Annotated in this window: 17 protein-coding genes and 2 riboswitches; of the genes, 13 read left to right on the top strand and 4 right to left on the bottom strand. The window is 40.3% G+C overall.

The annotated features are described in order from the left end of the window. Position 1 precedes the first annotated feature (1 nt). Both M1D84_RS15790 and M1D84_RS15785 read right to left on the bottom strand, forming a co-directional pair. Positions 2 to 931: a S8 family peptidase gene (locus M1D84_RS15790; protein ID WP_024424495.1), complete on the bottom strand. Its 930-nt coding sequence runs from the start codon at positions 929 to 931 to the stop codon at positions 2 to 4. Positions 932 to 1,679: 748 nt separating this feature from the next. Further along, positions 1,680 to 2,246 (bottom strand): GNAT family N-acetyltransferase, encoded by a 567-nt coding sequence (locus M1D84_RS15785; protein ID WP_024424496.1) that lies wholly within the window; start codon positions 2,244 to 2,246, stop codon positions 1,680 to 1,682. Between the two features lie 138 nt (positions 2,247 to 2,384). Here M1D84_RS15785 and M1D84_RS15780 point away from each other — a divergent pair, with 138 nt between their 5' ends. Next, the gene (locus M1D84_RS15780) at positions 2,385 to 2,954 is read left to right on the top strand and encodes a hypothetical protein (RefSeq protein WP_024424497.1); all 570 of its coding nucleotides are present in this window, start codon (positions 2,385 to 2,387) and stop codon (positions 2,952 to 2,954) included. Between the two features lie 45 nt (positions 2,955 to 2,999). On the opposite strand, the gene M1D84_RS15775 is transcribed toward M1D84_RS15780, so the two are convergent. Beyond that, positions 3,000 to 3,173, bottom strand: a complete 174-nt coding sequence (locus M1D84_RS15775; RefSeq protein WP_024424498.1) for a hypothetical protein — start codon at positions 3,171 to 3,173, stop codon at positions 3,000 to 3,002. 179 nt (positions 3,174 to 3,352) lie between these two features. Here M1D84_RS15775 and M1D84_RS15770 point away from each other — a divergent pair, with 179 nt between their 5' ends. Further along, positions 3,353 to 3,898, top strand: a complete 546-nt coding sequence (locus M1D84_RS15770; RefSeq protein ID WP_024424499.1) for a sigma-70 family RNA polymerase sigma factor — start codon at positions 3,353 to 3,355, stop codon at positions 3,896 to 3,898. Then, the gene (locus M1D84_RS15765; RefSeq protein WP_332285224.1) at positions 3,867 to 5,312 is read left to right on the top strand and encodes a DUF4179 domain-containing protein; all 1,446 of its coding nucleotides are present in this window, start codon (positions 3,867 to 3,869) and stop codon (positions 5,310 to 5,312) included. The genes M1D84_RS15770 and M1D84_RS15765 overlap by 32 nt, the downstream gene beginning before the upstream one ends. Positions 5,313 to 5,330: 18 nt before the next feature. On the opposite strand, the gene M1D84_RS15760 is transcribed toward M1D84_RS15765, so the two are convergent. Further along, positions 5,331 to 6,518 (bottom strand): MFS transporter, encoded by a 1,188-nt coding sequence (locus M1D84_RS15760; protein WP_448815930.1) that lies wholly within the window; start codon positions 6,516 to 6,518, stop codon positions 5,331 to 5,333. Between the two features lie 100 nt (positions 6,519 to 6,618). Between M1D84_RS15760 and M1D84_RS15755 the strand changes: the two genes are divergently transcribed. From M1D84_RS15755 to purB, 10 genes are all read left to right on the top strand, one after another. Further along, positions 6,619 to 7,515 (top strand): LysR family transcriptional regulator, encoded by an 897-nt coding sequence (locus M1D84_RS15755; protein WP_151863242.1) that lies wholly within the window; start codon positions 6,619 to 6,621, stop codon positions 7,513 to 7,515. 115 nt (positions 7,516 to 7,630) lie between these two features. After that, positions 7,631 to 7,732, top strand: a riboswitch (purine riboswitch). Positions 7,733 to 7,876: 144 nt separating this feature from the next. After that, entirely contained in the window at positions 7,877 to 9,202 is a 1,326-nt protein-coding gene (locus M1D84_RS15750; RefSeq protein ID WP_151284105.1) for an NCS2 family permease, read from the top strand. Positions 9,203 to 9,409: 207 nt separating this feature from the next. After that, positions 9,410 to 9,571 carry a hypothetical protein gene (locus M1D84_RS15745; RefSeq protein ID WP_166644707.1) on the top strand — a complete coding sequence of 54 codons (162 nt, stop codon included), beginning with the start codon at positions 9,410 to 9,412 and terminating at the stop codon, positions 9,569 to 9,571. An 11-nt stretch (positions 9,572 to 9,582) separates the two neighbouring features. Next, complete coding sequence (locus M1D84_RS15740) at positions 9,583 to 9,762, top strand: YezD family protein (protein ID WP_024424503.1); 180 nt, start codon at positions 9,583 to 9,585, stop codon at positions 9,760 to 9,762. A 222-nt stretch (positions 9,763 to 9,984) separates the two neighbouring features. Further along, positions 9,985 to 10,776, top strand: coding sequence for a hypothetical protein (locus M1D84_RS15735; RefSeq protein WP_034623017.1), 792 nt, complete (start codon positions 9,985 to 9,987; stop codon positions 10,774 to 10,776). 204 nt (positions 10,777 to 10,980) lie between these two features. Further along, positions 10,981 to 11,535 carry a DUF2179 domain-containing protein gene (locus M1D84_RS15730; RefSeq protein WP_024424505.1) on the top strand — a complete coding sequence of 185 codons (555 nt, stop codon included), beginning with the start codon at positions 10,981 to 10,983 and terminating at the stop codon, positions 11,533 to 11,535. Beyond that, entirely contained in the window at positions 11,532 to 11,732 is a 201-nt protein-coding gene (locus M1D84_RS15725) for an NETI motif-containing protein (RefSeq protein WP_012009137.1), read from the top strand. Before M1D84_RS15730 ends, M1D84_RS15725 begins: the two co-directional genes overlap by 4 nt. A 79-nt stretch (positions 11,733 to 11,811) precedes the next feature. Further along, positions 11,812 to 11,913: riboswitch (purine riboswitch) on the top strand. 169 nt (positions 11,914 to 12,082) lie between these two features. After that, positions 12,083 to 12,571 (top strand): 5-(carboxyamino)imidazole ribonucleotide mutase, encoded by a 489-nt coding sequence (gene purE / locus M1D84_RS15720; protein ID WP_024424506.1) that lies wholly within the window; start codon positions 12,083 to 12,085, stop codon positions 12,569 to 12,571. Next, complete coding sequence (purK, locus tag M1D84_RS15715) at positions 12,564 to 13,706, top strand: 5-(carboxyamino)imidazole ribonucleotide synthase (protein ID WP_044335222.1); 1,143 nt, start codon at positions 12,564 to 12,566, stop codon at positions 13,704 to 13,706. The genes purE and purK overlap by 8 nt, the downstream gene beginning before the upstream one ends. Next, entirely contained in the window at positions 13,703 to 14,998 is a 1,296-nt protein-coding gene (gene purB / locus M1D84_RS15710) for an adenylosuccinate lyase (RefSeq protein WP_024424508.1), read from the top strand. The genes purK and purB overlap by 4 nt, the downstream gene beginning before the upstream one ends. Positions 14,999 to 15,017: the final 19 nt, after the last annotated feature.

The raw sequence follows: 15,017 nt of genomic DNA, 5'->3' as shown, positions 1-15,017 counted from the left end.
TCTAATTCTCTCCCTTGTTACAAATAATCATCCCATTGCCATACTCTCTGTCATAACCTAGCTTTCCAAGATCAACTGTATTTTTCTTGAGTGTTTGATGAACATTCTCTTTAGATTTGTATTTTTTAGAATACAAACAGCCTATAGCACCTGTTGCAAACGCAGTTGCAAAGGATGTACCTTTTACCTTTGTATATCCTCCGTGTATATCAGTTGTTTTAATATTTACTCCAGGCGCAGAAAAGTCAATTTTTCCTTTTGCTGAAATTGGATCAATTTTTAGTTTTTCGTTAAGTGAGGATATCGATAAGACGCCTTCATATTTTGCAGGGTATTCAACAGTTAGACCTAATGTATTTCCAGAAGCAGCTGTAATTGTTATATTGTTATCTAAAGCAATTTTTATAACATTTCGTAATTCATCGTAGTCTTTTCCAAATCCGAAACTTATATTAATTATGTCTACCTTTTGCTCAATACACCATTTAATCCCTTTGACAACATCTTCAACTTTTCCTTTGCCATTTTTATTTAGTACCTTGACATCATAAATAATGGGATTCTGTGAAATACCTTTTATTTCTTCACCAGTTGCAGCGATTATTCCGGCAATTGCTGTACCATGACCATAATCATCTTCGATAGATTTTTTTGGTTTAATAGCATTGTACTCATAAAAAGTTAAATCTTTAAACTCTTTATGTGACTTATTAATACCGCTATCAAGGATAGCAATTTTGACATAATTCTTATGATTATTAGGTTTTTCATGACCTATAACTTTATATCCCCATAGCAGGTCTTTTTCCTTCTCTGTCTTGTATGATTTACTATTATCCTCAGAAACATCGCCAGATAGTCCCCAACATAATACAATTGCAAGAATCACTAGGCACGAAACAAATAGTAATAAGGCTTTTGACTTTTTCATTCAAGCTTCCTTCTCACATGCAGTATTTAGAATTAATACAGAATATACCTCCCTTCCCTTTTTATGAAATGCAAGAATATATTAACCTATATTTATTTTGATGTAAATGTTATTTAAGGTAATATATCCTTATATATTTAAAATTTCCCATGCGTGTACTACTGTAAATATGCCAGTTCTTCTTCTTGACTCGTTTACTTAATAATTATCTATGATTTTTTGATTAAAAATGTTTTGCCACTGCCAACTATGACCTGATAACACAATGAGTTTATTCATTACTTGTTGTAACCTCACTCCAACTCCACATGTCCAACGTTCTCCAAAATTGAAAGCGAAACAAGTAAACGTAAAAATAATGTCACTAAAATAGATTTTGAAAATGAAAAATCTAAATTAATCAGTGAAATTGCAAATGGACAAAAGCTCTTTTTTTGGAATATGAATTATTCCAACTAAAACAGATTAAAGAATAGGCTATTTTTATTTGAATCTTGTACTTAGAAAAGAAAAGTAAGTGAAATAGTGTAATTACTTAAGTGTGGATCTGCATTTTGTTCAAAAATTTTTACTATTACTGATACTATAATTATAGAAAGGGTGTTGAATATTGCTGGAATTGTAAGTAAATTAGAAGGGTTACCATGCAAAGAAACTCTAGTCATAAACTTGACTAGAGGTTTCTTACTGGGTAATTGTGCAATTTTAATTCATTCACTTTAACGCTTCTGTTTAAAAATCATTCAGTTTATTTGAAATCCCTCTTCAAAATCGAATAAATAAACACATCATCAAACCCATTCTGACCAAGATCATACTCCCTCAATAAACCCTCTCGTACAAAATTAACCTTCTCCAATAATTGAACAGAAGACGTGTTTGCTGGATCAATAATCGCTTCAATCCGATTCAGGTTCATTTCCTGAAACCCGTATCGTAACACCGCTGCAATCGCTTCGCTCATGATGCCTTTTCTCCAATGATCGTGATGCAATTCATAGCCAATTTCCGTGCGGCAGTGCTGTTTTTCCAAGTTAAGAAATCCACAGCTGCCGATGATCGCAGGATCATCTTTTAAAGAAATGCCCCAGCGGATGCCTGTTTGTTCTTTGAAGATGTTGTCATACCACTTGATTTCTCCTTTTGTGTCTTCAATCGTTTCATGAGCATCAATGCCCATGTAGCGGCACACGGTTTCATTGGATAAGTAGATGTGCATATCCTCAGCGTCTTCGATTGTTGCTTGTTTTAAGATTAGTCTTTCGGTATGTATGGTTGGGAATGATTGCGGGAATATCAGTTTATGTCTAGTCATATTTTTCTCCTCGAGCAATTTTATTTAAATTATACCTGTACTGGTCGTTTTTGTGTAATGCTTTGGTATAATATGAGAATGTGATTGTGGGAATAATTCACAAACAGAATTCGATAAAAGCAAAAGAGGATAATTGAAATGGGCATTTTTCTAATTATGGTCGTCATCGTGATGATCATCGTATCTTTAGCGATCTATTTGTTTAAAAAGGGAATCATCCATTCTAAAGTTTTAGTGATTGTTGGGTCTATTTTAGGAGGAACCGCACTATTTGTTTGGGTGGCTATGTTTTTTAATTTTCACTCTGTATCTTTAACAAATGAATCGCTAGGTCATTTTAAGATCGGTGAGAAATTTGAGAGAGATCATACTTTTGTGGAGAATACTCAATTCTCCCATCCTAAACAGAGGGTCTATATGGAAAAAGAAAATCAAGATTTTGTAGTATCAGTTGATCAACATCATCGAGTTACATCTATTTACAATCAGTCAAAACAGAAAAAACTCAAAACATCTAAGGGAGTCACTATTGGAGACGATTATTCATCTGTGATACAAACATATGGAGATCAATTCAAGAAGCTCTGGTTTGTCGAAGGGTATAGCAAAGGTATACAATATCAAGATCAATCAAACGGTATCATTCTGGAGTTCTTTTTCAATGACAATAAACTAGCACTCATTGAACTTCGTAGTAAGCGGAAATAAAAAAGTAGAAAGTAAAAACAAGCATTTCAATTGAAATGCTTGTTTTTATGTTTCTTTTCCATAACATGTCTTACAATAAAAAACCCCTTCATTCCTGAGCCAAGCCTTTACCTCTGTCATTCCTTTTCTTTTTGGATAGACCAGCTTGACGTACACTTCTTCGTTTCCTTCTATCTTTTTCTGACAGCTAGCACACGTGGGTTTTTCAAATAGAAACAATCGACTTACTCCTTTTTGTACATATTTCTTCCATTATATCAAATGTTCGACATGTTCTTTGCGGCCCGTTATTCACTTTTTCTATTTTTGTCCGACATATGCTAAGGAAAAGAAATTTCCATTTGTTGAAACCGTTTGTGAGAAACCTTGCTCTAACAGGTGTAGGAGGTGTGGATGAGATGAAGCAAGTGCGTCTAATTAAAAAAGCACAAAAAGGGAATGTCCCGGCATTTGAGAAATTAATGCTGATGTATCAAGAGCGTTTATATAAAACGGCTTTTCTCTATACAAGAGATAAAGAGGATTCGTTAGATGTTGTTCAAGAAACGGTCATTAAAGCGTTTAAGCATCTATCTGGATTAAAAGAACCGGCTTATTTTTCTAGCTGGCTGACGAGAATTTTGATTCATACAATTTTTGCGATGAAGAAAAAACAGCAAGATGTTGTTCCGTTTGAACAGCAGCACGAAAGCGTTGAGCGCCATGATTTTTTGGAAGACAAGCTCGATTTAAAAAATGCACTTGAAGTGTTAGATGAGCAATACCAGGTGGTCATTCAGTTGTTTTATTTTCAAGATTATTCAATTTCGATGATTTCTGAGCAGATGGGTGTGCCTGAAGGAACGGTTAAAACTCATTTGTATCGAGCAAGAAAGTTATTAAAGCAAACATTGGAGAAGGAGGAGAGTGTTGATGGAACGAAAAGAAATGAAAAAGCTTTATGATGAGATTGATGTACCAACGGTGGAAGTGACCTCTGCGATTCGCCAAGCCATTGGGGATGTGAAAGCGGAACAGAAAAGACATTGGTTCAAATGGAACTGGAGAACGCCAATATACTCTGTCCTCGTTCTCATCGTCCTTTACTTTTCATCAGGTTTCCTTTTTCCTTCTCTTAATACAGCAATGGCTCGTGTACCGATTATTGGGCAGTTTTATATGATGTTTCACGATAAAGTAGGAATGTCTCTTTTTCAGAGTGATTTGGTGAAGCATGTCAATGAGGGGGCTGAATCAAGAGGGGTGACTGTGAAAGTAAACAGCGTGTACTATGATGCCGGGCGGCTTGTTTATACGTTCACGGTGGAGAATCTCCATACAAAAGAAGATTCTGTTTCGTTCAAAGTGAATGCAGAAAAAATCGATGGAAACTTCCAACTTAATTATGATAAAACAGAGTTGAAAAAATTAAAAGATGGCCGCTATGTTGGGCAGACGGAAGTCTATACAAATGGACAAACGATCAAACAAGGTCAGCAAGTGCCACTTGTCATTTCGAAGATTGGGGATATTGCAGGGAATTGGCGTTTCAAGTTACCTGTGGTCAAGCAAAAAACCACCTTACTAGCGGGACAAAAAGACGTGTCTATTTTAAATGGACGTTATCAAATAAGAAACGTAAAGGTAGAAAATGGAGTGAATGGCTCTGCTATTCAATATGCCATTGATTACAATGGTTTTGCCAAAGATGATAGAGTTAGTATTGATAGAATGAAGGATAATTTAGGGAATGAGTATGAGCTTGAGATTGGAACCGTTTTAAGAAAAAAACAACTGACTTCTGACAAAACTAGAAAAGATCATTTGACAATTTTGAATCAGCCGATCAATCCAAAGGCGACTGAATTGACATTTTACACAGATGTGAGATACGAACGAGAATACAGCCACATCATTCCTCTCAAGACAAAGCTGCCTGTTCAGTTCAAAACAAAACACCATGGCATCGGAATCAAAATCATTAAGATAGAGCAAAAAGACCGTTCTGTGATTGTTGATTATCAATTTACTGGGGTAGATCAAAAAGAATTAGATCAGGATGTGATGGAGAATATAGGTGAATTCATTGGATTAGGCGATGTTGAAAAGATGAAATCATGGCCCGATCCACAAGCAGACTATGAAAGCGGATATTACTTGAAGGGGAACCATGCGAAGATGACGAATTTAAAGACAGCTTCGATGCAATCCACCTTTGAATTTGATAATAAGGAGTTAGAGACTTTATCATTAAACCATTTTTCTTTTAAAGATTATGGGCTTTACCTTGATTTGTCAGAACTGAATATGTTGGCACCACAGAAAGAGATAAAGGTAACCATTCCAGTCAAAAAAGAAACTTCAAACGCTAGTCAATAAATAAGAGAGCGAACATGATTACACATGTTCGCTTTTTGTCTGTTGTTCCACCAGTCGATGACGATTAAACGAATACCGAATCAACATCAACGCCACAAAACTAGCTAATCCGCCAATCCAGCTTAAGTTCGTGACATTTGTATACTGTATAATCACACCGCCCATAGACGATCCAAGCATCATGCCGATGTTCATAATCGCTGTATTAAAGCTCAGCACGGTTTCTGATGCTTGGGGTTTAAGGGAGATCAGATAAAATTGCTTCGCTGGTGTTGTTGTCCATGTGGCGATGCCCCAAATGGCGAGTGTGATCAAGACGCTAATTGTAGAGAATTGCGTAAAGAATAAGGCAAAGAGAGCGAACATCTGGATCATGATGCTGATCGAGATGGTTCGGTTTGGTCCCCATTGATCGACGGCGAAGCCGCCAAAGCGTGAGCCAATAAAAGCAGAAATGCCTAAGACGAGCAAGGCCATGCTTGTCATTTCAAGTGAAAAGCCGGCGGTCTGTCGTAATAAAGGAGAGATATAAGCAAAGACCATCGTGTAGCCTAAGATCCAAAAGACCGTCGTGGCTAATCCGCTGATCACTCTGCGGTCTTGAAGGATGTGTAATTGCTGCTTCAATGGCAGATGAGAATGTCCCTCTATGCGTGGCAGCAATTGATAAAGAAGCAAGAAGAGACAAGCAGTACCTAGTGCAATGATGAGGAAAATATAGTGCCAATCCACGTGACCTGATAGAAATGTTCCAATCGGCACACCAAGTACCAGTGAAACGGTGAATCCTGTAATGACAGTCGCCATTGCGCTTCCCTTTTTTTCTGGCGGGGCGATCTGCGCTGCATAATTCGTGGCGACGACAATATATAAGCCGCCGCTCATGGCCATGATGATCCGAGAGAGCAGAAGCAACACAAAATGATGACTGAAAAAGGCGAGCATATTGCCTAAAATAAACACAAAAATAGCTGATAACAAAACCTTTTTTCGGTTCAGCTTCGACGTTGCCATGACTAAAAAGAGAGCGCCTACTGCATAAAAAAGAGAATAGACGGTGATGAGCTGTCCGGCAGCAGGAATAGAGATGTGTAAATCAACAGCAATGATATCTAGAATGCCTGACACGACGAATTCTGACGTGCCTGTGACAAAAGAACCGACAGCTAAAAGAACAATCAATAGCTGATGAGAAGTATTTTTCATTTTGAACCCTTCCTTCATGTTGATACGTTGTCTTTAGTTTAAATTCCGTGCTAACATAAGTAAAATTGATGTTTTTCATGAAGGAGATGAGTAAATACTCATGAGCTTTGTTCGCTTTGATATTATCGCAAAAGTAGTGGAGCTTGGCAGTTTTACAGCAGCAGCTGAAGCATTAAATATGACGCAGTCCGCTGTCAGTCATGCAGTGGCGAATTTAGAGTCAGAGTGGGGTGTGTCTTTATTCATTCGCGACCGAAAAAAGGGCATTATGCTGACGGACATTGGTCAAACGCTTCTCCCGCATATTAGAGAAGTGTTAAATAGAGTGGAGAAAATTCAGCAAGAAATTGCGTTAACGAAAAATATTGAAACAGGCTTGATTCGTATCGGCACATTTGCCAGTGCCTCGGCTTGTTTATTGCCTAAACTGCTTGTGAGCTATCAGAAAAAACATCCAAAAATTGAATTTAAATTTTATGAGGGAACGTATGAAGAAATATTGGAGTGGCTGGATTCTGGCATCATTGATGTTGGATTTGTTGTAAAAGGCCATGCGGATGAAGCCTTTGATTTACTGCCGCTTATGAAAGATGAGATGGTCGTCGCCTATCACCCAAATCATCGATATGAACAGCAGCCCATTGTAGATATAACAGATTTGGCGGGTGAACCATTTATTATGCCGACTGGCATGTATCAATCACATGTAGAGGATATTTTTTCGGAGGCGCAAATGAAGCCAGCTGTTTTATTTGAAGTTCATGATTGTACGACCATTGCCCGTATGGTAGGGGAAGGACTCGGCGTCACGATTGGTCCGGAGTTGTTTTTAAAAACGCAGCAGCTTGTGCATATTCGTCACCTGAATGTCTCTCATCATCGTGAGGTTGCGCTTGCCTGTCCGTCGCTCTCTCAAGCTTCTCCGGCAGTGAAAGAGTTTTTCCATGTAGCCGAAGCGGTTTTTGCAAAAGAGAAGGATTTGGGGAAGGGTGTATAAAGAACTAGATGTGAATTTCCAAATTCGTGTAATAAGACGAATGAAACGGACATTTCTTTGAAAAATGTTCGCTTTTCGTATTGTGTTTTAAAAATGAAGTTGGTACAATAGACACAGAAATCAAATAGATAGAAGTCGTATAATCGCGGGGATATGGCCCGCAAGTTTCTACCAAGCTACCGTAAATGGCTTGACTACGTCAATTCACACTCGTTTGATATAAATCATGCATTGTTCTTGTTTTATGTCACAGTCTGAATTCACATATGTAGTCAAGCGTCCCAAAATTGTTGGGGCGTTTTTTATTTGACTAGTGAATGGGGCAGGCTAAAGCAAAAGGACATGAAGGGAGTCAGTTGGCTTGAAACAGTTTTTTCAGTTTGATGAGTTAGGTACGAATTACCGCAGAGAGATCATCGGTGGTTTAACCACATTTTTGTCGATGGCTTACATTCTGTTTGTTAATCCGATCACACTTGCATTAGTGTCTGTGCCGGATTTTCCAGATAAATTACGAATTGATCAGGGGGCAGTCTTTACAGCAACGGCGTTAGCTTCTGCTGCAGGGTGTATTCTGATGGGATTGATCGCCAGGTATCCGATTGCGATTGCACCAGGTATGGGTCTGAATGCGTTCTTCGCCTTTTCGGTTGTACTTGGCATGGGCATTAAATGGGAAGCAGCACTTTCAGGTGTGTTTGTTTCAGGATTGATTTTCGTTGCTCTTTCTTTAACAGGTTTCCGTGAAAAAATCATCAATGCCATTCCGGCTGAGCTGAAGCTGGCAGTTGGTGCAGGTATTGGTTTGTTCATTACGTTTGTCGGTCTTCAAGGCTCTGGCATTATCGCCAATAATGATAATACACTCGTTTCGATTGGAAATATTCATAGTGGTCCGGTTCTGTTAACGGTGTTTGGTATCGTAGTGACTGTTATATTAATGGTTCTTCGTGTGAATTCAGGTGTCTTCATTGGGATGCTTGTGACTGCTATTGCCGGGATGATTTTTGGTCTTATACCAGTACCGTCTCAAATTGTGGGAAGTATTCCAAGCTTGTCTCCAACCTTTGGTCAAGCCTTGATTCACTTACCAGAAATATTCTCCATTCAAATGCTTATTGTGATTTTAACGTTCCTTTTCGTTGGATTCTTTGATACAGCTGGTACGCTTGTAGCTGTGGCAACACAGGCTGGTTTAATGAAAAATAATGAGCTGCCACGTGCAGGAAGAGCGCTTCTGGCGGATTCTTCGTCTATTGTTGTAGGTTCTGTTCTAGGTACATCTACAACCACATCTTATGTTGAATCTAGCTCAGGTGTTGCTGCTGGTGCGCGTTCTGGTTTTGCAGCTGTAGTCACAGGGATTTTCTTCTTGCTGGCGATGTTCTTCTCACCGCTTTTATCCATTGTTACACCTAATGTGACAGCACCTGCTTTGATTATTGTTGGTGCACTGATGGTCGCTCCGCTGGCGAAGATTGCATGGGATCGTTTTGAAATTGCGGTACCAGCTTTCTTAACGATGATTATGATGCCACTGACATACAGTATTGCAACAGGGATTGCGGTTGGCTTTATTTTCTACCCGATTACGATGATCTTTAAAGGGAAAGCGAAAGAAGTACATCCAATTATGTACGGATTGTTTGTCATCTTTATTCTATATTTTGCTTTCTTAAATCATTAATTGAACATTTGAAACAGCAGCTCATGGAAGCTGCTGTTTTTTGTTAAAAAAATCAAAACATAGTTGACTTATAGGAATTATGTGTTTATGATAAAAAGACATAATTCGCTGATTGGATCACCAAAGGCGCTTTGATTTCCTTTTTTAATAGAAGGTTTCAGGGTGCCTTTTTTTCTTGCAGACATTCAAAAGGGGAGGAGATGTCTTTTGTCACGCTGGCTTCGACAGGTGATTGAACGAAAAAAGCAGGTGCTGATTCAAAAGCTCCTTTTATGGGGGCATGAAGAAAAGCAGGAAGCGCTCATGCATTATACAATTCATGAGCTGGAAAATGAGGTTCTCTATTTAAAAGAGCGAAAACAAAAATAGGGGGATGAGCGATGGATGAACAAAAGCTGAATTATATTTTATCTGCCTTAAAAGGGATCGACTATGGATCAGTGGTCATCACCATTCATAATGGACATATTACACAGGTTGATACGACCAAGAAGACTCGGTTCCCCGCTCATCAGGAGAATCTCCGGGTCCAGCAAGGAAAGCGGAGTCAATATCGTTGACCATGAATTTCAACATTGATAAAAAGCTGATGGAGGCCGTCAGCTTTTTTGTTTTGTCTTATTTTCTCTCCATTTTAAAACCTCTGCTGCCTTTTATCCGTCTATTCGTATGAACGTCAAGGAATCTTGACTGAATAGAGAGACTCCGCTACTTTAAGAGGAGTCATCCGAACAGTTCATGCACTTTTAGCACTGTAAGGATTGGATAGGAGTTGATATGAGATGTTAGAGAAAGATCAAGATCAGGGGACATCTGAAAAGAAAAACGAAGAGTCATCAATAGATCAAGAAACAAGGCAATCCCGCCTCAGCCGCAGCGCTGCAAAACGAGGAAGAACCTCAAAAACAGCGGATGATGAGCGTTCAGCTATCCAGCGTATACTGCAAGGTGTAGGAGGCGCGTTTAAGCGTTATGGTTCATATGGACTGGCGATGTTAAAATCACCGAGCCGGGCCATTAATCAAGCGGAAACATTGCGTATGAAGTACGCCTGGATCTCGATTGTGTTATTCAGCGTGTTTTTTGCTTTAGGCAACTATGTTCAATTAAAGGCGTCAAAGACCCGTTTATTAGGCTTTGGCATTCATTATTCTTTTGGTGACGCCTTTTTGAGAGTGGCAGTCTTTACGCTCATTGTGTTGACATTGATGATGCTTACCGTCTGGCTGCTCGGAAAGTACATGCTAAAAGGAAACATATCACTGAAAGAAGTGATCATGAAGTTTGGTGCTGCGCTTGTGCCGGTGTTGGTTTTATCCATCCTTTGGCTTGTATTTGCCATGCTGAATATTCCATATGTGACCGTCATAATATCCGTAATGATGTTTGTCGGCCTCCAGTTGATTGCGGTCGTGCTCTTTCGCTCGATTCAATCGGAGCATGATGCCGTACGTGGAGATTTGATGTATGCAGGCTGGGTCTTTTTATTGGTTGAGCTTGTCATCATTGCGCTGCTCTGGGGCATAGTCGGGGAGTATTTGATTCCATCACTTGTTCCTGTTCGATTTGGATAAAACACACTGAAAACCTCCTTTTTTGAAAAAGGAGGTTTTCATGTTGAGAAAAGAAAAAAACGGGTAAACTCTTGGTAACAAAGACCACCCTTGTTGTCGAAAGATATATGTGTTTTGATCGCGTAAATTTGATTGTATCAAGGTATGTTCTCTAGTAGAATATGGGGTGCTTTATTTGATTTTTTAGTGCAGGGGGTTCGAATCGTGCTTCAACAACTTTTATCCAATGCGTTCACCATGGTTTTAATCATTTTAGTGATTAATATTGTTTATGTTTCTTTTTCCACCATGCGTTTGATTTTAACGATGAAAGGCAGACGGTACGCAGCTGCTTTTGCGGGTACGATCGAAATGCTCATTTATGTCATTGGGTTAAGTATCGTTTTAGATAACTTAGATCAAATACAAAATGTCATTGCGTATGCGCTAGGTTATGGGATGGGGATCATTGTCGGGATGAAAATTGAAGAGAAGCTGGCACTTGGCTACACAACTGTTAACGTGATCACAAAAGAATTGGATGTCGATCTCCCAAGACAATTGAGAGAAAAAGGATATGGTGTCACCAGCTGGGTAGCAGGCGGTCTTGAAGGAGACCGGACAGCATTGCAAATTTTAACACCGAGAAAATATGAACTGCAATTATATGAAACGATTAAGACGCTGGATTCAAAGGCGTTTATCATTTCATATGAGCCCAAATCGATTCACGGCGGCTTCTGGGTGAAGGCTGTGAAGAAAAGGAGAATTAAAGAATGACCGCAAAACCAAAGAAGAAAAAATTCTATGTGGAAGACAACATGACGATTGATCAAGTGTTGTCCCAGATGGCAGCGGAAGGCTACTCGCCTGTCCGTCGAATGGAGGAACCGATTTTTCAAGAAAAGAAGGAAAATGGGTCGATTCAGATCATTCCGATTGGGAAAAAAATCGTATTTGAAGGAAAAATAGTCTAAATCCGAACATTAAAACGACGACTTCATAGATTGTTCGATAAATCCGTTGACATCATGAACATCCGTTGTTAAGATAAACATGAAATCAAAACACGAGCCTCATATAATCTTGGGAATATGGCCCATAAGTTTCTACCCAGTTACCGTAAATGACTGGACTATGCAGGATAGTGAACAAAACTGACATGGCGTTTCAAAAGCGAACAGCGCTTACCATGGCCCGGTTTGTGTTGCTTCCTAACATTGCAATACAGACCGGGCCTTTTTGTTCGGCGTTTGACAAGCTGCTTAGGTTTGGGAAGCGTGTCAAACGATACAAAATCGAATAACAGCTTAAAGGTGGGGACAAAATGAAGCCGCTTGTAGGTGTCATCATGGGAAGTACATCTGATTGGGAAACAATGAAAAATGCGTGCGACATCTTAGAGGAATTAAACATTCCGTATGAAAAACAGGTAGTATCTGCACACCGGACACCTGACTTGATGTTTGAATATGCGACTGAAGCAAGAGGTAAAGGACTAAAAGTCATCATTGCCGGTGCTGGAGGCGCAGCACATTTACCGGGGATGGTCGCAGCAAAAACGACACTGCCGGTCATTGGTGTGCCTGTACAATCAAAGGCACTAAACGGGCTGGATTCCTTATTATCCATCGTTCAAATGCCAGGCGGTGTACCAGTTGCTACAGTAGCCATTGGCAAAGCCGGTGCAACAAATGCAGGCCTTCTTGCCGCACAAATGATTTCAGCATTTGATGAAAAGGTCGCAGCTCGCCTTGAAGAAAGAAGAGAGCAGACAAAACAGACTGTACTAGAAAGCAGTGATCAGCTTGGCTAAGCAGACCATTTTTCCAAACGCAACCATCGGGATCATTGGCGGCGGACAGCTTGGCAGATACATGGCTGTCAGCGCAAAGCAAATGGGGTACCGGGCAGCAGTTCTAGACCCAGTTGCACAATCTCCTTGCGGACAGGTTGCCGATAAAGAAATCACAGCCGCATATAGTGACCTTGAAGCGATTCGAAAGCTGGCAGACATCAGCGATGTAGTGACTTATGAGTTTGAAAATATTGATTATGATGCACTCAATCAGCTGAAGGAAGAAGCCTATTTACCACAAGGAAGCGACCTTCTCCTTTTAACTCAAAATCGTGAGACCGAGAAAAAAGGAATTGTAAACGCAGGCTGTGAAGTAGCGCCTTACCGCATCATTCATGATGAAAAAGAGCTAGAAGACGCAGTGGACGTGCTCGGTTTGCCAGCCGTGCTGAAAACATGCAGAGGCGGCTACGACGGAAAAGGACAGTACGTCATTAAAGAAAAAGAACAGCTTCAGGAAGCAGCTGCACTGCTCACACATGGAACTTGTATTTTAGAAAGCTGGGTTCCATTTCAAATGGAGCTCTCGGTGATCGTCACTCGTTCTGTTCATGGAGAGATTGCAGTATTCCCAGTCGCTGAGAACATTCATAAGCATAATATTTTGTTCCAAAGCATTGTGCCTGCAAGGGTAGAGAACCGCATTCAGGAGAAGGCGAAAGAATTGGCAACAACACTGGCTGAAAAGCTGGGGCTGGTTGGTACTCTTGCTGTAGAACTGTTCCTGACAAATGACGGAAAGCTGCTCGTCAATGAACTGGCACCGCGCCCGCATAATTCTGGTCATTATACACTCGATTTATGTGAGACAAGTCAGTTTGAACAGCACGTCCGCGCTATATGTGGTTTGCCGCTTGGCGGTACAGCCCTTTTATCAGAGGGAATGATGGTGAATTTATTAGGCGATGAAGTGGACATTCCAAAAGAGCATCCTGAGCTTCTCAAAGAAGCGAAGCTTTATCTATATGGAAAGCATGAAGTAAAAGCCGGCCGCAAGATGGGGCATATGACGTTTATGAAACAGCTCGATGATGAGTGGATGACAAACATCACAAAGATATGGACTGAAAGAGATGGAGGAAACGGGAAATGATCGAACGTTACGCACGACCAGAAATGTCAGCAATCTGGACAGAGGAAAACAAATTTAATGCATGGCTTGAAGTAGAAATTCTCGCATGTGAAGCTTGGGCAGAGCTTGGCGTCATTCCGAAAGAAGACGTTGTGACAATGCGCAAAAATGCAAACTTTGATATTGGACGTATTTTAGAGATTGAACAAGACACGCGCCACGACGTGGTTGCCTTTACGCGTGCTGTCTCTGAATCTCTAGGAGAAGAAAGAAAGTGGGTTCATTACGGGTTAACATCGACAGACGTAGTGGATACGGCGCTTTCATATCTATTAAAACAGGCGAACGATATCCTGCTCAAGGACATTGAGAGATTTGTTGACATACTAAAAGAAAAAGCAAAAGAGCACAAATATACCGTCATGATGGGCCGTACACACGGTGTACACGCTGAACCGACAACATTTGGCCTGAAGCTTGCTCTTTGGTACGAAGAAATGAAGCGTAACCTAGAACGTTTTAAACAAGCAAAAGCTGGCATTGAATATGGCAAAATCTCTGGAGCTGTTGGCACATATGCGAACATCGACCCGTTTGTTGAGCAATATGTATGTGAGAAGCTTGGCATCAAAGCTGCACCAATTTCAACCCAAACCTTGCAGCGTGACCGCCATGCAGATTACATGGCTACTCTTGCTTTAGTCGCAACGAGCATTGAGAAATTTGCTGTTGAAATTCGTGGTCTTCAAAAGAGTGAAACACGTGAAGTAGAAGAGTTCTTTGCAAAAGGACAAAAAGGATCATCAGCGATGCCGCATAAGCGTAACCCAATCGGCTCTGAAAATATGACGGGAATTGCCCGCGTGATCCGTGGATATATGCTGACAGCTTATGAAAATGTACCGCTTTGGCATGAGCGTGATATTTCTCATTCATCTGCTGAGCGCATCATTTTACCAGATGCAACGATTGCACTGAACTATATGCTCAACCGTTTCTCAAACATCGTGAAAAACTTAACGGTTTTCCCTGAGAACATGAAACGCAACATGGACCGCACACTTGGCTTAATTTACTCACAGCGCGTTCTTCTTGCATTAATCGATACAGGCATGGCACGTGAAGAGGCATATGACACGGTTCAGCCAAAGGCAATGGAAGCGTGGGAGAAGCAAGTGCCGTTCCGTTCATTAGTAGAAGCAGAAGAAAAAATCACGTCACGTTTAACACCGGAACAAATCGCTGACTGCTTCGATTACAACTATCATTTGAAAAATGTCGATATGATTTTCGAACGTCTAGGTCTTGCGTAAGAAATGGGCCGCCTGCTTG

This window comes from Bacillus sp. PK5-006 (assembly GCF_054161415.1).
Note: the sequence above shows the minus strand (reverse complement) of the source record. Positions and strands in the feature narration are given on the sequence as shown.